This is a genomic window from Pararhodobacter sp. (genome assembly GCF_034676545.1).
Classification (GTDB): Bacteria; Pseudomonadota; Alphaproteobacteria; order Rhodobacterales; family Rhodobacteraceae; genus Pararhodobacter.
The window spans coordinates 3419625-3442448 of sequence record NZ_JAUCBZ010000015.1 but is presented as its reverse complement, the minus strand read 5'-3'; the positions used below and the strand labels follow the sequence as shown (position 1 = coordinate 3442448).

The following is a 22824-nucleotide window of genomic DNA, read 5'->3' as shown; positions in this document are numbered from 1 at the left end:
TTGCGAGGCTTGAGGTCTGATGATCGGTCTTAGTTGCGCGGAACAAGTGCATTTCGTCCTGCAAGGATCGCACTGAGGCCATAGGCTTGGCGCGGCTCCAGGCCGGCAAGAATGGCGGCCGCTGCTTCGGGTGTCAGTCGGCCAAGGAATCCCGCGGCGAACTCAGGAGCCATTTCAGAAAAAACTGCTGCGGCCTGTTCAGAGCCCATCGCTTGGTAGACGCTAACCAATCTATTGATGTCTTCTTCTGCAGCGCTGTCCGCCAGCGCCATTGTCGCTGCGAGCTCTTGTTCGGCATTTTGCAACGCGTCGATTTGCGCCTGCAACCGGTCTTGCGCCGCGGCGATCAGAACTTCACGCTCATTCAAATCGCTTTCTCGATCACGGAGTGCAACTTCGCGTCGATGAAGATCAACCAGGATTTCTGCCGAAGTATCAAGATCAGCGCCCGATTGCGGCGAATTGGCGTGTGCCGACAATGGTACAGTCGCCGGTTCTGTTGATTGTATTGCGTCGGGAGTTGAATTGCGCATGACCGGTTCCGGATCCTGAGCAAACGCCGCATCGAGCCCAGAGACCACCCGCAAGGATGCGCCGAACGCAAAGAGTATTGCCAAAACCGGAAGCACGCGCGCGCGCGGTTTGCGTTTTGCTGGATTGGCGGCTGGCATCAGATCTCTCCTGGCTCACGGCGACGGCGCAGGACTCTTGCGCGCGTCGGTTGTGATTGCGGACTGTTGTCGTCGTCAAAGGATGGGTGGCTACTGGTCTCTGACGGCCAACGGCTGGGCGGTCGCGATGCAGGTTGGGCTGAAGCCGGCGGCAAATCATGCATCGACGCCATCATCAATTCCAGACGTTTCGCCACGTTTTCAGCGCGTTTGGTTTGTTCCGACAGCTGTGATCCCGCCTGCCCGGTCGAATTTTGCGCCGCCTTTATCAGACGTTTCAGATCGTCGACCTGACCCGATAGAACCGCAATGGCGCTTCCCATGCCGCCCTCAAGGGATGACAGCGCCGAAAGGCGTCGCGAGAGGATGAAACAATATGCCGCTGCGCCAATGGCTGCTGCCGCTAAGACCAAGTCGGACAGAAAATCCATGATTCACCTCAGTTTAAGACAAATTCCATGACCAAAAGGTCGTTCACGAACCCGGGCCCCGTGACAATCTGCACCCGCCGCAGCATTTGTGCTCGTAGACGCAGGAGTGCGGCAGGCTCTTCCAGCTCGTGTGGATCGAGTGCGCGCAGATAGATGTTCAGCACATCGGTAATCCTCGGCATCAATCGTTGAACTTCGGCGCTGTGATTGTTCGCCACCTCGAGCTGTGCGGAGAACCGCAAGTGGCGTGATTGTCCGCGTGGTCCCAGGCTGATGGTAATTGGTTCGAGCGGAACAAAAGCGGTATTGCCCGACGTCGACGGTGGCGCGGTTGTCGATCCGTGTCCGGTATCTGCGGATGTTCCTGCGGTTGATTCGGTCGCGGCCGTGCTGTGCTGATCTCCGCCGCCCAGGAGTGACGACGCAAGCCCGGAATAAGTGACGAAAAACCCGCCACCCCCACCAGCAACAGCGAGAATCACCCCTACAATCAGACCCTTTTTCGACGATTTCTCGGCGGGTTGTTCCGTTTCTGCTGCTGCGCTCATGACGTGATCCACTTCGTTCCGTTTCTTCCGTGTCGCCATCGTTTTCGCACAGGGTGACTAACCGATTATTAATTTTGATCGGCAAATACTGCGTCATCGGGACAGAAAGTCCACGAAGGGGATTAGCTTTGGAACAGATGCTCTCAGTCTGGAACGCGCTGGAATTGCGCCGTAAAATCATAGTCGTGGCTGCGACGGTCGGTGTGTTTCTGGCAGTCATAGTACTGACGCGAATCGCGACAACGCCCGGAATGTCACTTCTTTACGCCGGGTTGGACGGCTCTTCCGCAGGCGACGTCGTTGCGACTCTGGATCAGCGTGGACAGCGGTACGAGGTGCGCGGTGATGCAATTTACGTTGAATCCACACTGCGGGATGAAACGCGGATGGCGCTGGCGGCGCAAGGACTGCCTGCGAGCACCTCCAGCGGGTATGAATTGCTGGACGGTCTCACTGGTTTCGGAACGACGGCGCAAATGTTCGACGCCGCGTATTGGCGCGCGAAAGAGGGGGAGCTCGCGCGGACCATCACGGCAAGCCCCCATATTCGGTTTGCGCGGGTCCATATTGCGCAGAGCGGAAGCCAGCCATTTCGCCGCGACCAGCAGGCCTCTGCATCGGTTACCGTGACGCCGGCCGGCGCTGCGCTGAGTCCTGTGCAGGCCCAAGCCCTGCGGTTTCTGGTTGCGTCGGCGGTGGCGGATCTCAGTGCTGAGAATGTCGCGGTCATCGATGCGAACGGCGGCCTTGTGATCCGGGATGATACGAACGCGAACAACCAAAGCGGAGACCGTGCGGACACGTTGCGCCGCAATGTTGAGCGCATGCTCGAGGCCCGCGTCGGAGTGGGAGGTGCTGTTGTCGAAGTGAATGTTGAGACGGTGACAGACCGCGAAACCATAATCGAGCGGCTCGTGGATCCGTCATCGCGCACGGCTGTCAGTTTGGAAACCGAAGAGCGAAACGCCACGTCAACCGATTCGCGTGGTGGCGGCGTATCTGTTGCGTCCAATTTGCCGGATGGCGACGCTGCGGACGGAACTGGTCGCTCGGAAACCCGAGAAGTGACGTCGCGCGAAAATACGTCGTGGCAGGTCAGCCAAACGAGCCGCGAAATCGAACGTGGTCCCGGTGCGATTCGCCGTTTGTCGGTCGCCGTCCTTATAGATGGCGTAAGCACAATTGATGCGAATGGGGTCTCCCAGTGGGCGCCTCGACCTGCCGAGGAGTTGGAGGCGCTGCGCGAGCTTGTGGCGTCGACTGTCGGTTATGATGAAGCACGCGGCGACGTCATAACCCTGCGATCCCTACCGTTCGAGCAGTTGGCCTTGTCGGAGGGATCCGCTGCGGGTCTGGGGTTGATCGAGCGGCTTGGCCTGGACGTGATGGGGTTGATTCGTTTGGCGGCTTTGGCCGCGGTCATTCTGATCCTGGCGCTGTTCGTCCTGCGGCCCGATTCTAAGTAAAAACACTCAAGATTCGGGCCCGGAGTTTCTGCCGGGACCGGCTCGCGAGGGTTTTCCCGGCGTTTCGGGGCCGGTTTTGACAGGTGAAATCGACGACGATACCGGTTCCAACTCGCCGCGCTCGGTGTCCGACGACTCATCCGATACCAATCCTGTGGAAAGAATGCGGCAACTCATCGCCGAGCGGCAGGATGAGACGCTGGAGATTTTGCGAAATTGGATGGAAGAACCCGAGGAGCCACGATAATGGCGCAGCCTTTACGTTTGGAAGTGTTTGAAACGCAAGAGACGCCGGACAGCCCTGTGTTCCTCTTGCCAGAGCAGATCGAAGAGATTTGGCTGAATGCCTATGAACGGGGTTATGTCGCGGGCTGGGATGATGGTGGCAAGCAATCCGACGCCGACGACTCGACGCAAAAGGCCGCCATCGCGCGACAAGTCGAGCAACTGAGTTTCTCCTATCACGAAGCGAGAGCGCATGTTCTGCGCGCGATCGAGCCACTGTTCGCCGCGATTTTCGAGACTGTCATCCCTGTTGCGGCGCGTGCGTCGATTGTTCCGCTGACCATCGAGCAGCTCTTGCCGATGGTACATGCCGCAGCTGACGTACCCATTACGTTGCGCGTCGCCAATGGCAGCCTTGCCGCCTATCAAGCGGCATTCGAGGGCTTGGTCTTGCCGCCCCTTGAAATGGTCGAAACCGACACGCTTGCGGAGGGGCAGGCGGAATTCTCCTTCGATTCCAGCGAGGCGCGGATCGATCTGACGCATGCTGCCGACACCATCCAACGGGCTGTCAACCGCTTCTATCAAATTCAATTCGAGGAGAACCTCCGTGCCTGATACTCTTGCCCCGACCCCAGAATCCACGATGTCCAAAGGCGCCTTCACGCAGGTCCCCATCGAAATCATCGTTGCCGTTGGCCGCGCGCGGCCAGCTCGTTCGCGATCTGTTGCGCTTGCAACGTGACAGCGTTCTCCCGCTGGACAGGCGCATCGAAGACCCTGTCGAACTCTATGTCGGCGACCGGCTCATAGCGCGGGGAATACTTGAGGAACTGGAGGGCGATCAAGCCGGGCAGATGGCGGTTCGTCTGACAGAAGTGGCTGATTTGTCGAACGGATTATGACAAACCGCGCCATTCCGCTCGCCGTTCTTCTCGGGCTTGTCGCCGTGATGTTGCCGATGAGCCTGTCCGCCCAGGAATTGACCGTGTCGCTGGGGGATGGAGACGGCCTGGCCGTCCGATCGGTGCAATTGCTTGTGCTGATCACGGTGCTCAGCCTTGTGCCCGGACTGCTGATGATGGTCACCTGCTTTCCGTTTGTTGTGACTGTGTTGGCAATCTTGCGTCAGGCAATCGGCCTTCAACAATCACCACCCGGCATGTTGCTGACGACCCTTGCGATGTTCCTGACGTATTTTGTCATGGAGCCGGTTTTCACCGCCGCGTGGAACGCCGGCATCTCACCGTTGGAGGCCGGCGAAATCGGCATCGAAGAGGCGTTGATACGGGCCGTGGAACCTTTTCGTGCGTTCATGATGGTGCGTATCGATCCGGATACCTGGGCTGGGCTGGCAGATCTTCGCCCGGAGCCGCCAGTCTTCGCGGCTGACGGCCCGCTCTCGGTAATGGTGCCGTCATTTCTGTTGTCGGAACTCTCGCGCGCGTTCGAGGTGGGGTTTGTCGTGTTTTTGCCCTTCTTGATCATTGACCTGGTGGTCGCCGCGGTCCTGATGTCGATGGGCATGATGATGGTCCCGCCAGCGATTGTGTCGCTACCGTTCAAATTGGCGTTTTTTGTGGTGGCGGATGGGTGGACCTTGATCGCGAACGCGCTGGTACGCGGATATTTGTAGCGAGCTCCGGTCAAGCCCAGGTGACTTCGCCCAAGAAAATATAGCCTGCGCCATAGATTGTCTTGATCAGGCGCGGGTTCTTCGGATCTTCTCCAAGTTTTGCGCGAAGGCGCGAGATGCGGACATCCATCGCGCGATCGAAACTTTCACCCGCTGCACCGCCCAGGCTCTCTTGCATTTGTGTCCGCGAAATCAAACGCTTGGGGGCCTCGAGAAACATGCGAAGCACTTCGCCTTCGGCATGGCTGAAGGGCACTTCGTTGCCGTCATCACCGATCAACAGATACCGATCAAAATGCGCCTGCCACCCGTTGAATTGCGCCAGCGACCCTGCACTTTCCGGGGCGCGGCGTGTCTTTCGCAGGCGCGCGCGAATTCGGGCGACCACTTCGGCGGGCTCAAAGGGTTTGATGATATAATCGTCGGCGCCCAGTTCCAGCCCCGTCACCCGATCGTTGATGTTCGCGCGACCCGAAATGATGATGATTGTCGCCCCGGACTCCAAGGCCAGCCGATGCACCAACGCCAAGCCGTCGCGGTCAGGCAAGCCCAGATCGACCAGACAGACATCAGGAGCCGTGCGCTTGAGCGCTGCTTCAAATTCGGTTGCACGCGAATATGTCGACGTCCGAAACCCAGCTTCGGTCAGGGCATCGGCGAGGATGCGCCGGATTTCAGCTTCGTCATCAAGGATGGCGACGTGGGGTTGCGACATAGCGTTTGCCTAGTGCGCCGCACGAGGCAACGCAAGAGTGCATGTGTGGATGAAGGCCTGCAATTCTGACGGACTGAAAGGTTTGGCCAGAATGGGAAACTGGGGCCCGCCCGTTTGAAGCAACGGGTCTGCGGCGGGCAGCGACGTCATCAACCCGACCGAAAGCTGCGGACGCTGTGCGCGCACGCTGTGCAAGAGGTCCAATCCCGTGCGTGCGCCCAAAAGCTGGAAATCTGACAGAACGACCTTGATTTCGGGAATATGAGCCAAGGATTCGGCATCATCGGCGGTTTCGGCTTCGATGACCTGATGGCCAAGCGCGACAAGGGTTTCGCGGACATAGGTGCGGATTTCGGGGTTGTCCTCGACCAGCAGAACCAGCTTGCTCTCGTCGGGCGTCTTGGGCGGCACGGGCCGCAAGGGAAGGCGCACGGTAACTCTTGCGCCGCCTTCGGGACGGTTGGTCGCGCGCACCGTCCCTCCCGACAACGATGCCTGATCAAAGACCATCGCCAACCCCAATCCAGAGCCTTGATTGCCCTTGGTGGTGAAGAACGGGTCCATGGCGCGTTTCAGGGCTTCCTCGGAAAAGCCGGGGCCATCATCTTCAACAGCGAGCTCAAGCCATGTGTCGCGCACGCGGCGCGCGGTCAAAGCAATCGTGCCGCCGCCTGTCCCAAGGGAATCGCGCGCGTTCAGGATGAGATTCAAAAGGCTGTCTTGGACGGCACCCTGATCCAGCAGAATGCGGCCCAATCCGGGCTCGAGCGTAATGCTGAGACGGGTTCCCTTGGGCAGTGACGGGGTCGCCATCATCTGCAAGTCATCCAACAATTGTTCGAGGTCGGTGGGTTCGGGGCGTAAGGCGCGCGTGCCGGAAATCTCGCCGATGCGCTGCAGCAACGTCCCACCACGCCGTGCGGCACCCAGCGTGGCCCGGACCAGTTCGGCAGGCTTGTCGCCGAGGTCGGGAATGCTGGCCAATTTGCCTTGAAGCCCCAGGATGATCGTCAGGAGGTTGGCGAAATCATGCGCGAGGCCCGACGTAAGCTGTGCCGCCAACTCGCGCTTTCGGGTTTGCATCAGTGCGGCTCGGGCCTGCGTTTCCTCGGTGATATCGGTTGACAGCACATACATGCCACCGCCGATCGTCGTTCCGTCCGGGGCCGGCACACCGGGATCCGGGGTCAGCGCGACCCGGATGCGGCGCCCGCTGTCTTCGTGGGTGATTTCGCAGATGGCAGGTTCACCAGCCAAGGCCTTTTGCATTGATGGAAGAATGCGGGAAAACGTGGCGGGCCCCAACGCCAAGGAGGCATGCTGGCCCAACACATTGCTGGACAGGCCGGGCATCAAGGTCGAAAGACGGCGGTTGGAATAGGTATAAATCAGGTCGCGGTCGATATGGGCGATATGCGCGGGCATCATTTCCGTGACCAGCCGCGTGCGCGCTTCGATCTCGATCAATTCGCGCTTGGTTTCCAATAGCGCCGCATTCGTTGCCGCCAATTCCCGGTTGGCTTTTGCCAGCCTTTCGGCATGGGTCAAGACCTGATCTGAAAGCTCCTCGGATCGTGCGCGCAGCAGTTGTTCCTGGAGTTTGATCTCGGTGATGTCGGTGTACACGCTGACCCAGCCGCCTTCGGTGAGGGGTGCGCCCTCGACCGAGATCCAGCGGCCATTGGCACGTTGGCGTTCCATGTAATGCGGTTTGAAGTCGCGCGCGGTCTCGACCCGTATACGAACCGCTTCGTCTTGATCCGCCTGTGTGCCGTATTCGCCGCGTTCAACCAAAAAGCGGATGGTCTGGGCAAAGGACGCACCGGGCGTGACCAACGCGTCTGGCAGGTCGAACATCTCCTGATACCGCTGGTTGCAGACCGCCAAATTGAGGTCGCTGTCGAAAATCGACAAAGCTTGCTGGATCAGGTTGAGGCCAGCGCGGGTGAGTTTTCCGATGGAGTCAGCGTTCATGGTGGTGCGAACTTACCGCTGGTCCGACAGACTAGTCCAGCACCTCGTCAGGAAACAGTCCCCAAAGTGATTCGCGGTTCACCCAGCCGCGTTCGCCGCCGATGCTGAGTTTGCACCACTCGGGCGCGCATTCCATGATATGTGCGATGACGCCGTTTTCCAGCAGCGCGACCTCATGCGCCGTGGGCTGCGGGCTTGATCGCATCGGCGTCATGTCGCGGATCACCACCACCGTGCGGACGCCTGACAAAAGGGTTTCGTGGATCCAGCCGCCTTGCCCTTCGGAATCCTCGACACGGCGCCAATGCTCGAATTCGCCCGTGACTTGCAGCGGCAGATCGCGCCTTGTGTACAACCAATCCACGCGATGCGTCAGGCTGGGGCCGCGCCGGGCACGCGCCTCGGAGGTTTTCAGGGAGACAAAGCGCGGCAAGGGCAGGCCGGAGCCTGACCCAACCTCCGGTGTCGATGTTTGCGCGCTGACGGGCTGGAGGCTTGCGATCGCAAGCGATATCGCCATCGCGAGAACCGTGTTTCGCATCTTGATTTGCCCTGCCCGCCAAACGGGTCTTTTCGTGTTTCGCGGCGTTTCGGTAATTTTCTTTCGTGCCGAAGTGCCGCGGGTGCTTGTGCCTCGTTTGCGTATGCTTCACTTTGCCACCATGCGGCCCGTTTTGAAAGACCCAAGGAGGTTTCCATGGCCCCCAAACGCCTGAGTGTTGTCGTGACACGACGCCTGCCCGACCCGGTCGAGACCCGGTTGAAGGAATTGTTCGACGTCGAACTTCGTGATGTCGATACGAAATTGACCCGTGATGAGCTGGTCGACCTGATGAAACGTGCGGATGTGCTCGTACCCTGTGTGACCGATCAGATTGATGCGCAGATGTTGGCGCAAGCCGGTGACCGGTTGAAATTGATCGCCAATTATGGTGCGGGCATTGACCATATAGACGTGACCTCGGCCCGCCAGCGCGGGGTGCTGGTGTCGAACACGCCCGGCGTGGTCACGGAAGATACGGCCGATATGGCCATGGCACTGATGTTGTCGGTGACGCGTAAAATCCCCGAAGGCCTGAGCGAGATGCAGGCGGGCAACTGGGGTGGCTGGTCGCCGATGGCGCATCTGGGTGGTCGGATTGGCGGCAAGCGGTTGGGCATTCTGGGCATGGGGCGCATCGGCCAGGCCGTTGCACGGCGTGCGCGGGCGTTTGGTATGCAGATCCACTATCACAACCGCAAACGCCTACGCCCGGATGTCGAAGAGCCGCTTGAGGCAACCTTCTGGGAAAGCCTGGATCAGATGGTCGCGCGGATGGACGTGATTTCCATCAACTGCCCGCATACGCCCTCGACCTTCCATCTGATGAACGCGCGCCGCCTCAAACTGTTGAAGCCGGGTGCGGTGATCATCAACACCTCGCGCGGCGAAGTCATCGACGAGAATGCCCTGACGCGTGGCCTGCGCGCGGGTGAAATCGGCGGGGCCGGACTGGATGTGTTCGAGCGCGGTCACGAGGTGAACCCACGGTTGCGCGAACTGAAGAACGTGGTGTTGCTGCCGCATATGGGGTCGGCAACTCTGGAGGGCCGTGTCGAGATGGGCGAGAAAGTCATCCTGAACATCAAAACGTTCGCGGACGGGCATCGGCCGCCCGATCAGGTTTTGCCGGGCATGATGTAACGCGAAAAGGGGGGCGATTGTCCCCCTTTTTTTTTTATCGCTGTGCCGCGGGGTCAGCGTTTTGGCCGCGGTGGCCGGCTGTCGGCACCAAAGGTCCGAGGTTTGCCCGGTTTTGCACCCGGCTTACCGCCCGGTTTTCCGGCGAATTTTCCGGCGGGTTTGCGGCTCTTTGCGCCGTCCATCCGCGCCGAGGGATTGCTGGCATCTACCGGAGCAGCCCGGGGGCGCGCTGGTTTTGCATCGGTCGGGCGGTCGGCGCGTGGCTTGCCAAATGGTTTGTCGCCGCGAGGTTTTGCCGGACCTTTGCGGTCGTCGCTTCCGTAATCCTTGCGTGCCGGGGCGCCGTCGCGCGGGGCGTAGGGCTTGCGCGCCGGGGCTGCGCCCTCGGATGCCTTGGCATAGGCGGGCTTTGCCGGGCGCGGTGGCCGTGCGCTGGGCGCAGGCGTTTCGTCACCGCGCGGCGGCCGCGGCGTATAGGCTGGCTTTTCGCGGTCGTCGGCCTTGTGACGTGGCTTGTCCCCGTCGAATTTGCGCGGCGGGCTTTTACGGTCGCCATCGGGGCGCGGTCCGCGGGGGGCCGGACGATCGCCGCCGCCTGCCGGAGCGTCGGAATAGCTGACGGCAATGTCTTGCTCCAGCTGCATCGGCGTGCCCATCGCGGCGGTGAATCGTGCACGGCTGGTCTCCTTCAACTGAATGAAGGTGTGATCGTCAAAGATCCGAATGGCACCGATGTCATCCTTGGTCAGGTTTCCAACCCGGCACATCATCGGCAACAGCCAGCGCGGCTCGGCCTGATTGTCACGGCCGGTGGACAGACGCAGCCAGAAGCTGTCGCCGAATTCGGCGTGAACCCGGGGCTTTGGCGAATCGGCGGTGATTTGCGTCACATCCTCTGGGGCCGACCGCGCAGCGAAATAGAGCCGCAACACACCCGCCGCCAATTCACGCTGCGAGAATTTCTCGGTCAACTGGTCCAGCATCGCCAATTCATCTTGGTCTTCGACTTTGGTCAGCGCCTCGTCACTCAACAGACGCTCGGTGTCGCGCGCGCTGACGTCGGCAGCAGAGGGCGCCGGGCCCCATTCGGCGGTCAGTTTGGCGGTGGCCAACAGACGCTCGGTCTTGCGGCGTGCGGACATCGGCACGATCAGAGCGCTGACGCCCTTGTTGCCCGCGCGGCCGGTGCGGCCAGAGCGGTGCAGCAACGTGTCCGGGTTTGATGGCACATCGGCATGGATCACCAGTTCCAGACCGGGCAAGTCGATACCGCGCGCCGCCACGTCGGTCGCCACGCAAACACGGGCGCGACCGTCGCGCATTGCCTGAAGCGCGCGTGCGCGTTCTTCTTGTGCCAATTCGCCCGACAGCGGCACAACCGAGAACCCACGGTTCAACAGCCGCGCAGTCAGGTGGTTCACCGCGACGCGGGTTTTGCGGAACACCAGCGCATTGCGCGCTTCATAAAAGCGCAGCAGGTTGACGATGGCATTTTCGGTGTCCTGCGGCGTGACCGTCAGGGCGCGATACGAGATATCGGCGTGGGCCTCTTTGGTCGATCCCGTGGCAATGCGCTGGGCGTCGCGCTGGAAAGTGCGGGCCAGTTTCTCGATTTCTTTCGGGACGGTGGCTGAGAACAGCAGCGTGCGGCGTTCCTCGGGCAGGGCTTTGAGGATGAACTCAAGATCTTCGCGAAAGCCAAGGTCGAGCATCTCGTCGGCTTCGTCCAGCGTGACGGCTTGCACCTGCGACAGGTCGATCCGGCCACGCTCGATATGATCGCGCAAACGACCGGGCGTGCCGACGACGATATGCGCGCCACGATCCAGCGCCCGTGCTTCGGTGCGCACATCCATGCCGCCGACGCAACTGGCCAGAACGGCCCCGGCTTTGCCCCAGAGCCACTCGAACTCGCGCCGGACCTGCAACGCCAATTCTCGGGTTGGGGCGATCACCAGCGCGCGTGGCGAGTCAGGCGGCGGCAGCATGTCGCCTGACAGCAACAAATCCGTGGCCATCGCGACGCCAAAGGCGACAGTCTTGCCAGACCCGGTTTGCGCCGAGACCAACAGGTCCTTGCCCCGCAGCTCAGGATCGAGAACAGCGGCCTGAACGGGCGTTAAAGATTCATACCCCTTGTCGGCAAGAGCCTGCGACAAAGGTGCGGGCAGGGACGAAAAAGGGGAGGTCATGGTGGAATCCGGGGAAAAATGTGTCAAGCAGCCCCCATACCCCCGCAAACCGTCTGTGTATAGGGGCAGAATGGCAAGACTTGCGAAGTGCTGCTATGCAAGAACCGGGTAGATGGGGGTCTATATGGACGAAAACTACCACAACAGAATTCAGCGTGTGCACGCGGCGATCCATACAAACCCGGCGGCGGATCACTCGTTGGACGATCTGGCAGACACGGCGGCGCTGTCGCGTTTCCATTTTCATCGGGTGTTCACCGCGATGAGCGGCGAGACTGTGGCTGAAGCTGTGCGGCGCATCCGCCTGAAGCGCGCAGCGATGGCGCTGCGGCGCGGCAACGCGTCGGTGGCCGAGGTTGGGCGCGCGCATGGTTACCCCAATCCCGGCAGCTTCAGCCGCGCGTTTCGGGCGGCCTTCGGGCAAACCCCGTCACAATTTCGCCGCGACCCCGTTGATCTGGCGCTGCCACTCTACCTCGCCTTCAAACCAGGAGACCCCAAAATGTACCCCGTCACGATTTCCGAGCAGCCATCCCGATCCGTTCATGGCCTGCGCCATCAAGGCCCCTATCCGCAGATAGGTCAGGCATTTGAACGGGTTTCTGCCGTCATCGGCAAGGCGGGGCTATGGCCGCAGGTGCGCGGGATGGTGGCGATTTATCTTGATGACCCGGCAATTGTGCCGCCGGCAAAGCTACGCGGCATGGCGGCGGTGACGTTTGCGGATGGCGTAACCGCGCCCGAGGGCCTTTTGTCACAAGAGCTAGCCGCCGGGCGGTATGCTGTGATGCGCGTGACTGGGCCGTATAGTGGTTTATCCAAAGCTTACACGTGGCTTTTTGGCACTTGGTTGGTGCAAAGCGGGGAAACGCCGCGTGATGAGCCGCATTATGAGCTTTATGTGAACTCGCCGACGCAGGCTGCTCCCGAAGACCTGATCACCGACATTTACTTGCCGTTATCGGCGGCGGGCATGTGAGGGTCAGACAAGGAGAGACGCATGGTAAAAGACGCTTTGTTGAGCGGAAAGGCCGGGCAGATCGACAAGATCGACGTGCCGACCATGACCTATTTCGCGGTGGACGGGCAGGGCGCGCCGGGCTCGGATGGTTATGCGGGTGCGGTTGAGGCGCTCTACGCCGTTGCATATGGCGCGCGGTTTCACGGCAAGACACTGGGCCATGACGAGAAAGTGGGCCCGTTGGAAGGGCTATGGTGGGCCGACGATTACGCTGCGTTTTCCGAAGCGCGGCGCGAAGAATGGCGCTGGACGATGATGATCCGTGCGCCCTCGTGGCTGGGCCAAGAGGTCTTGGAACCGCTGCGCGCCGCCGCCGTGACGAAGCGCAAGGACAAGCCTGCGACACGGCACTCTTTGGGTGCCTTGCGGTTGCTGACCTTGGAAGAGGGCGCGTGTTTGCAGGCGCTGCACATCGGCCCCTATGCCGACGAGGCGCCGCTGATCGCGCGGATACATGACGAAGCACCCAAACAAGGGCTAAGGCTGCACGGTCTGCATCACGAGATTTATCTGTCCGACCCAAGGAGGGTCCCGCCCGAGAAACTCAAGACCCTGCTGCGCCAGCCAGTTCGGCCGATGTAAGACTTGAAGAATCTCAACTTTCACAACCTGAATTCTACGTTTTTCCTTGCCCGATCTACAAGTTTTCCAAGATTCGGATCATACTCGAGGGTTACCGGCATGTCCTGCAAGCCGGTCACTCGGGAGGAATGTCTGACAAAATAATGCGCGCGCCAGAGATCTCTGACGCGCGCGCTCCTCCGAAATCCGGGGGCTCCTCCTCCGCCCGGTCTCGTATCTCTGGGTCAGTGTCCGGCGATCATCTCGGATTGTTTGACGATCACTTCGGCCTGTTTGATCGAGGCAATATCGACCAGCCGACCTTTGTACACGGTGGCCCCTTCGCCGCGCGCTTTGGCCTCGTCCATCGCTGCGAGGATCTCGCGGGCTTCGGCAACGGCGGCCTCGGATGGGGTGAAAACCTCATTGGACAAGGCGATCTGCTTGGGGTGGATCGCCCATTTTCCGACCATACCCAAGGTGGCCGAGCGACGCGCCTGCGCGCGGAACCCCTCGTCGTCGCTGAAATCGCCAAACGGGCCATCGACGGGCAACACACCATGCGTGCGGCAGGCGGCAACGATTGCGGCTTGCGCCCAATGCCAGGGGTCCGACCAATGCTGCACCCCGTCGCGCAGCATGTAGTAGTTTTCCTGCGTGCCGCCGATACCAGTGGTTTGCATCCCCATCGAGGCGGCAAAGTCCGCGGCGCCAAGGCTCATGGCTTGCAGGCGCGGACTGGACGCGGCGATCTCTTCGACATGCGCGAGGCCGGCGGCGGATTCAATGATCACCTCAAGGCTGATCGGCTTGGTGCGGCCCTTGGCGCGCTCAATTGCGGTGACCAGGGCGTCGACGGCGTAGACGTCAGCGGCGCAACCAACCTTGGGGATCATGATCTGATCCAGCCGGTCACTGGCGTTTTCCAACAGATCCACCACGTCGCGATACCAATAGGGCGTGTCCAGCCCATTGATACGCACCGACAGATATTTGGTGTTCCAGTCGATATCATGGGTCGCCTGAATGATGTTCTGGCGCGCACTGTCCTTGTCCGACGGTGCCACGGAATCCTCGAGGTCGAGATTGATCACATCCGCCGCCGACACCGCCATTTTTTCGAACAAAGCGGTTCGCGATCCGGGCCCGAACAACTGGCAGCGATTGGGACGGGCGGGGGCGGGGGGTTGAATGCGAAAGGACATGCGGACCTATGGTAAGGAAATTGCGTGGCGATTGGCGGCTTGGATATTATCTTGCGCGCAGGGATGCAAGGTATTTTCTGCACCTGCGCGGTGGCGGTGTTGCGATGCAGCGTGGGTGGCCCCATGATCTGCCGCGCAAGAAGCATTCAGAGATTCCGAAATTCTGCGAAGATCCTGCGACAGAATGGCGGGATGTCGGGCAAAAACCACACGACATTCGCAGACGCTTGGTGCAATCTGCGCCTTGTACTGGCGCGAAGGATGCAGCGATGATCGAGACCCCCTATCTCTTGTTTCTCGGCGATGCGCCGGATCAACTGGCGGCCAAGGTCGCGCAGGGCATCAAGGATTGGCGCCCGGACTTTGCCGTGGGGCAATTGCGGCTTGAGGGCTGCAAAGCCGACATGGGCCTGCCTGATCTGACCTTGATCGAGGCCAAGGCTCTGGGGGCAAAGACAGTTGTGATCGGCGTTGCGAACCGGGGCGGCATGATCAGCCATGCGTGGAAAAAATTTCTGGTCGAGGCGCTGGAGGATGGCTTCGATCTTGCATCCGGCCTGCACAATCTGCTGCGCGACGAAGAGGATCTGGCTGCGGTTGCCCGCACGACAGGCCGGACCTTGCACGATGTGCGTATCCCGTCGGTCAACTATCCGATTGCCAATGGCGAGAAGCGGCGCGGCAAGCGTGTGCTGCCGGTGGGTACGGATTGCTCGGTTGGCAAGATGTACACGGCGCTGTGCATGGAAAAAGAGATGCAAACCCGGGGCATGAAGGCCAGTTTTCGCGCCACGGGGCAAACCGGCATCCTGATTACCGGCGATGGTGTGCCTCTGGATGCGGTGATTGCCGATTTCATGGCTGGCTCGATCGAATATCTGACGCCCGACAATGAAGAGGACCATTGGGACCTGATCGAGGGGCAGGGGAGCTTGTTCCATATCAGCTATTCCGGGGTCACGATGGCGCTGATCCACGGCGGGCAGCCCGACGCGCTGATCCTGTGTCACGAGCCGACGCGGACCCACATGCGCGGCTTGCCGGGCTATGCGTTGCCCAGCCTCGAGGCGCTGCGCGACCTGTCGCTGACCTTGGCGCGGGTGGTGAACCCGGCCTGTGTTGTGATTGGGGTATCGGTCAACACGCAGGCCATGAGCGATAAAGATGCGCGCATCTATCTGGCCGAGGTCGAGGCGCGCATGGGGCTGCCCGCGACCGATCCGTTCCGCTATGGCGCGGGGAAACTGGTTGACGCGCTGGATGCCGTCTGAGCGGGTGCTCTGCGCTGATATCCGGCACCAGAAAAAACAGATGAGTATTTCAGGCAAGATGAAAGAGGCGCGATGATTACGGTTCAGGCCGAGAGCTTTCGATTGGCGGAAGTGTTTACCATTTCGCGCGGATCGCGGACCGAAGCCAAGGTCTTGACCGTGCGGATCACCCGCGACGGCGTGACAGGGTGGGGCGAATGCGTGCCTTATGCCCGCTATGACGAGACGCTGGAGTTGGTGGCCGCGCAGATTTCGACCCTGCCATCCGATATCTCTCGGGGCGCGTTGCAAGAGGTCTTGCCCGCCGGGGCGGCGCGTAATGCGGTGGATTGTGCACTGTGGGATTTGCAGGCCAAGGCGACCGGCCAGCGGGTCTGGCAGCTTGCGAGATTGGCGGCGCCGGGGCCAGAGATCACCTGTTTCACCCTGTCACTGGATACGCCCGAGAACATGCGTGCGGCGGCGGCGCGGCATGCGCATCGGCCGGTGCTCAAGATCAAATTGGGCACGGCGGATGATATGGCGCGGCTGGAAGCGGTGCGGGCCGGGGCGCCGAGGTCGCGGATCGTGGTGGATGCGAACGAGGGCTGGAGCGCCGAGGTTTATAGCGATTTGGCCCCGCATTTGCTGCGGCTTGGGGTGGCGATGGTCGAACAGCCTCTGCCAGCGGGTCAGGATGAGATGCTGGCCGAGATTGCGCGGCCTCTGCCGGTTTGTGCCGATGAGAGCTGCCATGATCGCGCCAGCTTGGCAGGGTTGGTGGGCAAATATGACATGGTCAACATCAAGCTGGACAAGACCGGCGGCTTGACCGAGGCGCTGGCGCTGCGCGAGGCGGCGCGGGATGCCGGGTTCGAGGTCATGGTGGGCTGCATGGTTGGCACGTCTTTGGCCATGGCACCGGCGGTTCTGGTGGCGCAGGGCGTTGCCGTCACCGATCTGGATGGGCCGTTGCTGCTGGCCGAGGATCGTGAAACGCCGTTGCGTTTCGATGAGGCGGGGGTGCATCCGTCCGAGGCCGCGCTTTGGGGGTGATCGCGGGGCTCTTGACGTTTTGCGGGGTTCGATGAAGAACGGCCCAAACCAAGGAGAAACAGCTCATGACCCGCACCGTTTATGTCAATGGCGAGTATTTGCCCGAAGATCAGGCCAAGGTTTCGATTTTTGACCGTGCCTTTTTGATGGCGGATGGTGTGTACGAGGTGACCAGCGTGTTGGGCGGCAAGCTGATCGACTTTGACGGTCACGCGGTGCGGTTGCAGCGCTCGCTGGATGCGCTGGACATTCGTAACCCGTTGATCCGCGCGGAGTGGTTGGAGATCCATCGCGCTCTGGTGACGCAGAACGGCATCGAGGACGGGCTTGTGTATTTGCAGGTGACGCGCGGTGCGCCCGGCGACCGCGATTTCGCCTTTCCGCCCGCCGATACGCCGCCGACGGTGGTTTTGTTTACGCAAAATAAACCGGGGCTGGCCGATACTCCGGCGGCTAAGGTCGGGATCAAGGTGATCTCGGTTGAAGATCTGCGCTGGGCGCGGCGTGATATCAAGACGGTGCAACTGCTGTACCCGTCGCTGGCCAAGATGATGGCCAAGAAGGCTGGCTGCGATGACGCGTGGCTGGTTGAAGATGGTGCCGTGACTGAGGGGACGTCGAACAACGCCTATATCGTCAAGGGCAACAAGATCATCACGCGCGACCTGTCGCATGATATCCTGCACGGGATCACCCGCGCCGCCGTGCTGCGGTTTGCGCGTGAGGCGCAGATGGAGGTCGAGGAGCGCGCCTTTACCATCGCCGAGGCGCAGTTGGCGGATGAGGCGTTCATCACCTCGGCCAGTGCCTTTGTGATGCCGGTCGTGGAAATCGACGGTGTGGCGCTGGGCGGCGGCAAACCCGGCCTGGTGACGGCCCGCCTGCGTGAGATTTACCTGGACGAGGTGCGCAAGGCGGCGATCTGAGGGGGGCACGGCCCGAGAGCTTGCCGGGGCACAAGGTCAATACGGCCCGAGCGCTTCCTCGGGCACGAAGTCAATATCGTCGGGGTCAATCGTGGTGGTGCCCTGCACCACGGCGACAATCTCTCCATCAACGATCAGATTGACGGCATTGTTTTCGATATCGGCTTCCATGGTGAAGACTGGCTCTGGGGCTTGGTAGGGATAGTGCCAGGTCACTTGAATGTGGTCTTCACCCGGCGTGAAATCGGTGATCTCCACCGGGGGATCGCCTGCCTGTGAGGGGTTTGTCACCTCAAACAAATCCGCCCCGCCGCCGCCCGTCATTGTGGCACCTGACCACGCCAACAGTGCGTCATCGCCATCGCCGCCATCCAACACATCATTTCCGATCAGGGTATCATTGCCCTCACCGCCCGAGAGTGTCGTCTCGCCGCCGAAGTCGATCAGCAGATCATCCCCGTCGCCGCCGTCTATCGAACCATAGCCTTGGATTGTATCATTCCCAGTGCCGCCGTCGACGGTTGACGGGCCAGACGTCGCGTTGATGGTGTCATCGCCTGCGTCGCCAAAGATTTGGCCTTGCCCGTTGATCGTATCGTCGCCATCGCCCCCTCTGAGGGTATTCTCGCCAACAAGGCCAAAGATGAGGTCATTGCCAGCGCCACCGTCGATGCTGTCGTTGCCCCAGCCGCCGTCAAGCGTGTCGGCATGGGCGCTGCCACGGATATCAATCGCTGCGTCACTAAAGGGCGTAACCGTGACATACAGCCCCGTCGGAGCCTCGGACAGGTCGACCGACCCGCCGTTGAGGATCAGGCGTTCGATATTCTGCGCCTCGGCGTGCGCTCCGGAATCGGTTTCCAAGGATATGGTGCCGTCGCTGGCCACCACGACTCTGGTCGTCATGGAGGCGGACAAGACGTCCGTTCCGGCACCCCCGTCGATCACGGCCGATTCGAAACCGTCCTCAAGATGCACCCAGTCATCGCCGCCGCCGGCGAGCGCGGTGTCATTGCCGCTGTCAATATAGATGTTGTCATGCTGATTGCCGCCTTGAACCAAGTCGTTTCCGGGACCGCCGTACAGATCATTATTGCCACCGCCACCCTCAAGCGTGTCGTCTCCGGCACCGCCATACAGATTATCGTTGCCGTCGCCGCCCAGAAGCCAGTCGTCGCCGTCATTGCCAAACAGCGTGTCATTCCCAGCGCCGCCATCGACGGTGTCGTTGCCGCCGATGCCGCTCATATGGTCGTTGCCGCCGTAGCCGTTCATCACGTCGTCGCCGTCGGTGCCTGACAGGGTGTCGTCACCCTCGGTGCCCTCCAACTCCGAGGCGTCGTCACTGCCATCGGAACCACCGAGTGCCATGGCCAAAGCCACAGCGAGAAACAGGAACAGAAACGCCATTGGGGGACTCCTTACTCTACCATGGCGAGTGTGTGGGGGGGCGGAAAATATAGTCAATGATTCCTTAAACTTGGCGGATTTTGTGGCGGTGGCAGTTTCCCAACTATCGTTTCCCTTCACGAAATAGCCCCATTGTTTCGGATTGCGAAACAACGCTGTCATTGTTCTGATTCGGTGGTACGAAAGACTGGCCGTACAGGGCAACGCGGCGCCCGTTCGGACGCCGCGTCGGTCGGTTTCGCGAGGGTCCGCCAAACGCCTACGCTGCTGCGGCTTCCAGGTCGATGCTGGGATCATCGGCAACCGTGATACCGGAAAGGACCACGACCACGGTGCCATTGACCACCACTTCGAGGCCCGCGTCCGTGTCGCGCAAGATCAACTCCGGTGCCTCATCCAAAGCATCAGGATCAACGATCGCAGTCACATTCAGCGAATCCTCGCCAAGGTCAAAATCGGTGATCAACGCCGGTCCGTCGCCGTCCTCGCCTGCGGCTCTGATGTTGAAGATGTCAGCCCCGCTGCCGCCGGTGAGTGTATCACCGAGGGCCGCATTGAGCACATCATCCCCATCGCCGCCATTCAGGACATTGTTCCCGAAGACGCCGGTCAGGGTGTCATTGCCCACATCGCCGTTCAACGTGTCGTCCCCGTAGCGCCCGAACAGTATGTCTTCACCGTCCCCGCCATTCAGCAGATCGTCGCCAACCAGGCCGTCGCTTGCGTTGTAATCGCCATCCCCGAACAGGCTGTCATTGCCGGCACCACCGTTCAGCGTGTCGTCCCCGCTGTGGCCGATCAATGAATCGTTGCCCTCGCCACCGGACACCAGGTCGTTGCCGTCGCCACCATCAACCCGGTCGTCGCCCGCGCCTCCGTCGAGGATGTCATTCCCGGCATCACCGTACAGACTGTCGTCGCCGCCACCGCCGTTCATCGTGTCGGCCCAGTCGCCGCCATGCATCAGGTCATCGCCGTCGCCGCCATCCATTAAATCGCGACCCGCACCGCCGTTCATGACGTCATTGCCGTCACCGCCGTCCATCGTATCAAAGCCGATGCCGCCGGTCATGGTGTCGTTGCCCATGCCTCCGGCCAGCAGGTCATAGCCAAAGCCGCCGTCGATCAGGTCATTTCCGTCGTCGCCCGAGAGCGCGTCGTCGCCGATCCCGCCCGACAGCGTATCCGCCCAAGCCCCACCAGAGAGGCTGTCATTGCCCGCGCCGCCGTCCAATAGGTCACGACCCGCGCCGCCCGTCAGCAGGTCATCGCCGTCGTCGCCGTTCAACGTGTCAAAGCCTTCGCCACCCGTCAGGCTGTCGTTCCCTGCGCCGCCATTCAGCACGTCATAGCCAAAGCCGCCGTCCAGAACGTCATCGCCGTCGTCGCCATTCAGCGTGTCTTCGCCACCGAATCCTGAAATCAAATCGTTTCCGGTTCCGCCATTGATCAGATCATCCGCGTCACTCCCGTCAAGGGTGTCGTCCCCGTCTGTTCCGTTGATCGTATCCGTTTCATCGGCGGCATCATTGCCACCACTGCCAAAAGCGAACGCCAGCATCAACGCCAGCAACAATCCCACAAAAGCCATTTTACCCCACCATTTCAAACAGAAAAGCAACACCCCACTTCATAGTGCAGAGCCGGACTGCTGCGTCAACGGCGCGTGAGGAATTACAATTTTAGCGTGTGAGTGGGGGTGGTATTCGGGGCAGAGCTTTGCAATATGCAGAGAATTGCCCCAGTATTGTTGCAGGGTGAAAAACAACCATCGCGACAGAGGTCTGGTGCCGCAAGCCAATCGCGAGATGATTCGTGCCCCGGGGCCAGTCGGGGCACGGAACTGGCTGGCGATGGAAATTGCAGGTTTTATGTCTTGGGGCCAACGTTCTGCGCGAATGCCGTCTCGAAGGCCTTTTTCTGCTCCGGCGTGGCCTCGGTTTGATGGCGGGCGCACCAGTCATCGTAGGGCATACCGTAAACGATTTCGCGGGCGGCGGCTTTGCCAAGTTCCGTCCCGTGCTCGGCGGCGGCCTCTTGATACCATCGGCTCAGACAGTTCCGGCAAAACCCGGCGAGGTTCATCATGTCGATGTTTTGCGCGTCAGGACGATCCTCCATCAGATGCTTCACCAGCCGACGAAACGCGGCAGCTTCGATTTGGGTGCGGGTTTCGGCATCCATGTCACTCTCCTGAATTGGGTGGGGCAGGGTTGGATTTATCGCGGCACAGGTCAAGGGGGTGACGCGGGGCTGCCTGACGATAACGCGCTTCATATTCAGGCGGTAGCGGTAACATTTCTTGCAAACACAGGTTGCTGTTTTGCCGGATTTGGGCGATAGGACGTGCGGGAACCTCAGGGAAAGGCGCGCAAATGCTACGCAACCGTAACGTCAAGATTGTCGCCACACTGGGGCCGGCGTCCTCGGACCATGCGACGATCCGCGCGCTGTTCGAGGCGGGTGCAGACGTTTTCCGTCTGAACATGAGCCATGGCTCGCACGCAGAAATCGCGGCGCGCCATGCCATTGTTCGCGCCGTCGAGGCCGAAACCGGCCGGCCCGATCGCGATCCTGGCCGATTTGCAGGGGCCAAAACTGCGGGTGGGCACATTCGCCAATGATGCGGTCGAGTTGGAGGAAGGTCAGGCGTTTCGCTTCGACCTCGACCCGGCCGAAGGCAATACCCAACGCGTCTGCCTGCCGCACCCTGAGATTTTCGCGGCGCTGGAGCCGGGTGCACGCCTGTTGGTCAATGATGGCAAAATCAGCCTCAAGGTCGACAGGTGCGACGAAACACACGCGGAATGCACGGTGATTGTCGGTGGCGTGATCTCGAACCGCAAGGGCGTGAACGTGCCGGACGTCGTGCTTCCGGTGCGTGCGCTGTCGGACAAGGACCGCCAAGATCTGGAATTTGTCTGCGAGTTGGGCGTCGACTGGTTGGGCCTGTCCTTCGTGCAGCGCCCGGAGGACGTCATCGAGGCGCGCGAGTTGGCGTGCGGTCGCGCGGCAATTCTAGCCAAGATCGAAAAGCCGGCAGCTGTCAAAGCCTTTGATGCGATTGCCGAGGTGTCGGATGGCGTGATGATCGCGCGTGGCGACCTGGGCGTCGAATTGCCGGTGCATTCGGTGCCGCCGATCCAGAAACGACTGGTGCGGCGTGCGCGGGAAATGGCCAAGCCGGTGATCGTGGCGACGCAGATGATGGAATCGATGATCGAAAGCCCGGTTCCGACGCGGGCCGAGGTGTCAGACGTCGCGACCGCGATTTATGAAGGGGCGGATGCGGTGATGTTGTCCGCGGAATCCGCGGCTGGCAATTACCCGGTCGAAGCGGTGCGCATGATGAACAGCGTGGCCATTTCTGTCGAAGGCGACAGCACATATACGCAGTTGATCGCCTCGTTCCGGACGGTTGACCGCTCTGAGGTTTCGGATGGCATTGTGGCGGCGGCGCGCGAGATTGCGGAAAGCGCCGACATCAAGGCGATCTGCTGCTTTACCGAATCCGGGACGACCGCGATCAAGGTGGCGCGTGAGCGCCCACAGGTGCCGATTCTGGCGCTTTGCCCCTCGGTGACCACGTTGCGCCGTTTGTGCCTGGTGTGGGGTGTGCGGTGCTTTGCGACGGGCAAGATCGACCGCTTCAAGTCTGCCGTGGTAAGCGCCGCGCGTGCCGCGCGTGAAAACGGATACGCCACCGAAACGGATCAGATCGTGGTGACCGCAGGCGTGCCCTTCAACGTGCCGGGAACGACCAACATCTTGCGCGTGGCACCCTGTGACGAACGCTTGATTTACCGCGCCGAGGGTGAATAATCAGAAATAAATGCCCAGACGCTGCCAAGCC

21 protein-coding genes and 2 pseudogenes are annotated in these 22824 nt (G+C 61.0%); 12 read left to right on the top strand and 11 right to left on the bottom strand.

All coding sequences use genetic code 11. The features are described 5' to 3' along the window. Window positions 1-29: 29 nt before the first annotated feature. Genes VDQ28_RS20300 through VDQ28_RS20290 form a run of 3 tightly spaced genes read right to left on the bottom strand, consistent with a single transcriptional unit; the run spans window position 30 to window position 1650 of the window. The gene (locus tag VDQ28_RS20300; protein ID WP_323037666.1) at window positions 30-671 is read right to left on the bottom strand and encodes a MotE family protein; all 642 of its coding nucleotides are present in this window, start codon (window positions 669-671) and stop codon (window positions 30-32) included. After that, window positions 671-1102, bottom strand: a complete 432-nt coding sequence (locus VDQ28_RS20295) for a DUF6468 domain-containing protein (protein ID WP_323037665.1) — start codon at window positions 1100-1102, stop codon at window positions 671-673. Before VDQ28_RS20295 ends, VDQ28_RS20300 begins: the two co-directional genes overlap by 1 nt. Window positions 1103-1110: 8 nt before the next feature. Then, entirely contained in the window at window positions 1111-1650 is a 540-nt protein-coding gene (locus tag VDQ28_RS20290; protein ID WP_323037664.1) for a flagellar basal body-associated FliL family protein, read from the bottom strand. Between the two features lie 137 nt (window positions 1651-1787). Here VDQ28_RS20290 and fliF point away from each other — a divergent pair, with 137 nt between their 5' ends. The 5 genes and pseudogenes from fliF (at window position 1788) to fliP (ending at window position 4977) form a co-directional block, all read left to right on the top strand. Further along, the gene (gene fliF, locus VDQ28_RS20285) at window positions 1788-3116 is read left to right on the top strand and encodes a flagellar basal-body MS-ring/collar protein FliF (RefSeq protein ID WP_323038167.1); all 1329 of its coding nucleotides are present in this window, start codon (window positions 1788-1790) and stop codon (window positions 3114-3116) included. A 76-nt stretch (window positions 3117-3192) separates the two neighbouring features. Beyond that, on the top strand, window positions 3193-3363 hold the full coding sequence (locus VDQ28_RS20280) for a hypothetical protein (RefSeq protein WP_323037663.1): 171 nt from the start codon (window positions 3193-3195) through the stop codon (window positions 3361-3363). Continuing rightward, complete coding sequence (locus VDQ28_RS20275) at window positions 3363-3959, top strand: flagellar biosynthesis protein (protein ID WP_323037662.1); 597 nt, start codon at window positions 3363-3365, stop codon at window positions 3957-3959. Before VDQ28_RS20280 ends, VDQ28_RS20275 begins: the two co-directional genes overlap by 1 nt. A 28-nt stretch (window positions 3960-3987) precedes the next feature. Further along, window positions 3988-4246: pseudogene (locus VDQ28_RS20270) on the top strand (FliM/FliN family flagellar motor switch protein). Then, window positions 4243-4977 carry a flagellar type III secretion system pore protein FliP gene (gene fliP, locus VDQ28_RS20265; protein WP_323037661.1) on the top strand — a complete coding sequence of 245 codons (735 nt, stop codon included), beginning with the start codon at window positions 4243-4245 and terminating at the stop codon, window positions 4975-4977. The pseudogene VDQ28_RS20270 and the gene fliP overlap by 4 nt, the downstream one beginning before the upstream one ends. A 10-nt stretch (window positions 4978-4987) precedes the next feature. Here the strand turns inward: fliP and VDQ28_RS20260 are convergent, their stop codons facing one another. From VDQ28_RS20260 to VDQ28_RS20250, 3 genes are read right to left on the bottom strand one after another with little or no spacing between them, the layout of a single operon-like run. Further along, complete coding sequence (locus VDQ28_RS20260) at window positions 4988-5692, bottom strand: response regulator transcription factor (RefSeq protein ID WP_323037660.1); 705 nt, start codon at window positions 5690-5692, stop codon at window positions 4988-4990. 9 nt (window positions 5693-5701) lie between these two features. Continuing rightward, window positions 5702-7666, bottom strand: coding sequence for a PAS-domain containing protein (locus VDQ28_RS20255; protein ID WP_323037659.1), 1965 nt, complete (start codon window positions 7664-7666; stop codon window positions 5702-5704). Between the two features lie 31 nt (window positions 7667-7697). Beyond that, entirely contained in the window at window positions 7698-8186 is a 489-nt protein-coding gene (locus VDQ28_RS20250) for an SH3 domain-containing protein (protein WP_323037658.1), read from the bottom strand. A gap of 177 nt (window positions 8187-8363) precedes the next feature. On the opposite strand from VDQ28_RS20250, the gene VDQ28_RS20245 reads away from it, so the two are divergent. Next, a complete protein-coding gene (locus tag VDQ28_RS20245) occupies window positions 8364-9350 on the top strand; it encodes a D-glycerate dehydrogenase (RefSeq protein ID WP_323037657.1) in 987 nt (328 codons plus the stop codon). Window positions 9351-9403: 53 nt separating this feature from the next. Here VDQ28_RS20245 and VDQ28_RS20240 read toward each other — a convergent pair whose 3' ends face one another. Continuing rightward, window positions 9404-11542, bottom strand: coding sequence for a DEAD/DEAH box helicase (locus tag VDQ28_RS20240; protein WP_323037656.1), 2139 nt, complete (start codon window positions 11540-11542; stop codon window positions 9404-9406). Window positions 11543-11666: 124 nt separating this feature from the next. On the opposite strand from VDQ28_RS20240, the gene VDQ28_RS20235 reads away from it, so the two are divergent. After that, the gene (locus VDQ28_RS20235; RefSeq protein WP_323037655.1) at window positions 11667-12521 is read left to right on the top strand and encodes an AraC family transcriptional regulator; all 855 of its coding nucleotides are present in this window, start codon (window positions 11667-11669) and stop codon (window positions 12519-12521) included. 21 nt (window positions 12522-12542) lie between these two features. Beyond that, window positions 12543-13145 (top strand): GyrI-like domain-containing protein, encoded by a 603-nt coding sequence (locus VDQ28_RS20230; RefSeq protein ID WP_323037654.1) that lies wholly within the window; start codon window positions 12543-12545, stop codon window positions 13143-13145. A gap of 224 nt (window positions 13146-13369) precedes the next feature. Here the strand turns inward: VDQ28_RS20230 and VDQ28_RS20225 are convergent, their stop codons facing one another. Beyond that, the gene (locus tag VDQ28_RS20225; RefSeq protein ID WP_323037653.1) at window positions 13370-14329 is read right to left on the bottom strand and encodes an L-malyl-CoA/beta-methylmalyl-CoA lyase; all 960 of its coding nucleotides are present in this window, start codon (window positions 14327-14329) and stop codon (window positions 13370-13372) included. A gap of 269 nt (window positions 14330-14598) precedes the next feature. On the opposite strand from VDQ28_RS20225, the gene dgcN reads away from it, so the two are divergent. From dgcN to VDQ28_RS20210, 3 genes are all read left to right on the top strand, one after another. Beyond that, window positions 14599-15600, top strand: coding sequence for an N-acetyltransferase DgcN (gene dgcN / locus VDQ28_RS20220; RefSeq protein WP_323037652.1), 1002 nt, complete (start codon window positions 14599-14601; stop codon window positions 15598-15600). Between the two features lie 72 nt (window positions 15601-15672). After that, window positions 15673-16635, top strand: coding sequence for an N-acetyl-D-Glu racemase DgcA (gene dgcA, locus VDQ28_RS20215; RefSeq protein WP_323037651.1), 963 nt, complete (start codon window positions 15673-15675; stop codon window positions 16633-16635). 65 nt (window positions 16636-16700) lie between these two features. Beyond that, on the top strand, window positions 16701-17561 hold the full coding sequence (locus tag VDQ28_RS20210; RefSeq protein ID WP_323037650.1) for a D-amino-acid transaminase: 861 nt from the start codon (window positions 16701-16703) through the stop codon (window positions 17559-17561). A gap of 36 nt (window positions 17562-17597) precedes the next feature. Here VDQ28_RS20210 and VDQ28_RS20205 read toward each other — a convergent pair whose 3' ends face one another. From VDQ28_RS20205 to VDQ28_RS20195, 3 genes are all read right to left on the bottom strand, one after another. Further along, entirely contained in the window at window positions 17598-18971 is a 1374-nt protein-coding gene (locus VDQ28_RS20205) for a calcium-binding protein (protein ID WP_323037649.1), read from the bottom strand. Window positions 18972-19230: 259 nt separating this feature from the next. Continuing rightward, window positions 19231-20562, bottom strand: coding sequence for a calcium-binding protein (locus VDQ28_RS20200; RefSeq protein WP_323037648.1), 1332 nt, complete (start codon window positions 20560-20562; stop codon window positions 19231-19233). A 278-nt stretch (window positions 20563-20840) separates the two neighbouring features. Continuing rightward, complete coding sequence (locus VDQ28_RS20195; RefSeq protein ID WP_323037647.1) at window positions 20841-21155, bottom strand: DUF1244 domain-containing protein; 315 nt, start codon at window positions 21153-21155, stop codon at window positions 20841-20843. A gap of 191 nt (window positions 21156-21346) precedes the next feature. On the opposite strand from VDQ28_RS20195, the pseudogene pyk reads away from it, so the two are divergent. Then, window positions 21347-22793, top strand: a pseudogene (pyk, locus tag VDQ28_RS20190) (pyruvate kinase). The last annotated feature ends 31 nt before the right edge of the window (window positions 22794-22824 follow it).

Coding starts and splice junctions, on each gene's coding strand:
- VDQ28_RS20300 (WP_323037666.1), bottom strand. CDS start 671: ATGCCAGCCGCCAATCCAGCAAAACGCAAACCGCGCGCGCGCGTGCTT.
- VDQ28_RS20295 (WP_323037665.1), bottom strand. CDS start 1,102: ATGGATTTTCTGTCCGACTTGGTCTTAGCGGCAGCAGCCATTGGCGCA.
- VDQ28_RS20290 (WP_323037664.1), bottom strand. CDS start 1,650: ATGAGCGCAGCAGCAGAAACGGAACAACCCGCCGAGAAATCGTCGAAA.
- fliF (WP_323038167.1), top strand. CDS start 1,788: ATGCTCTCAGTCTGGAACGCGCTGGAATTGCGCCGTAAAATCATAGTC.
- VDQ28_RS20275 (WP_323037662.1), top strand. CDS start 3,363: ATGGCGCAGCCTTTACGTTTGGAAGTGTTTGAAACGCAAGAGACGCCG.
- fliP (WP_323037661.1), top strand. CDS start 4,243: ATGACAAACCGCGCCATTCCGCTCGCCGTTCTTCTCGGGCTTGTCGCC.
- VDQ28_RS20260 (WP_323037660.1), bottom strand. CDS start 5,692: ATGTCGCAACCCCACGTCGCCATCCTTGATGACGAAGCTGAAATCCGG.
- VDQ28_RS20255 (WP_323037659.1), bottom strand. CDS start 7,666: ATGAACGCTGACTCCATCGGAAAACTCACCCGCGCTGGCCTCAACCTG.
- VDQ28_RS20250 (WP_323037658.1), bottom strand. CDS start 8,186: ATGGCGATATCGCTTGCGATCGCAAGCCTCCAGCCCGTCAGCGCGCAA.
- VDQ28_RS20245 (WP_323037657.1), top strand. CDS start 8,364: ATGGCCCCCAAACGCCTGAGTGTTGTCGTGACACGACGCCTGCCCGAC.
- VDQ28_RS20240 (WP_323037656.1), bottom strand. CDS start 11,542: ATGACCTCCCCTTTTTCGTCCCTGCCCGCACCTTTGTCGCAGGCTCTT.
- VDQ28_RS20235 (WP_323037655.1), top strand. CDS start 11,667: ATGGACGAAAACTACCACAACAGAATTCAGCGTGTGCACGCGGCGATC.
- VDQ28_RS20230 (WP_323037654.1), top strand. CDS start 12,543: ATGGTAAAAGACGCTTTGTTGAGCGGAAAGGCCGGGCAGATCGACAAG.
- VDQ28_RS20225 (WP_323037653.1), bottom strand. CDS start 14,329: ATGTCCTTTCGCATTCAACCCCCCGCCCCCGCCCGTCCCAATCGCTGC.
- dgcN (WP_323037652.1), top strand. CDS start 14,599: ATGATCGAGACCCCCTATCTCTTGTTTCTCGGCGATGCGCCGGATCAA.
- dgcA (WP_323037651.1), top strand. CDS start 15,673: ATGATTACGGTTCAGGCCGAGAGCTTTCGATTGGCGGAAGTGTTTACC.
- VDQ28_RS20210 (WP_323037650.1), top strand. CDS start 16,701: ATGACCCGCACCGTTTATGTCAATGGCGAGTATTTGCCCGAAGATCAG.
- VDQ28_RS20205 (WP_323037649.1), bottom strand. CDS start 18,971: ATGGCGTTTCTGTTCCTGTTTCTCGCTGTGGCTTTGGCCATGGCACTC.
- VDQ28_RS20200 (WP_323037648.1), bottom strand. CDS start 20,562: ATGGCTTTTGTGGGATTGTTGCTGGCGTTGATGCTGGCGTTCGCTTTT.
- VDQ28_RS20195 (WP_323037647.1), bottom strand. CDS start 21,155: ATGGATGCCGAAACCCGCACCCAAATCGAAGCTGCCGCGTTTCGTCGG.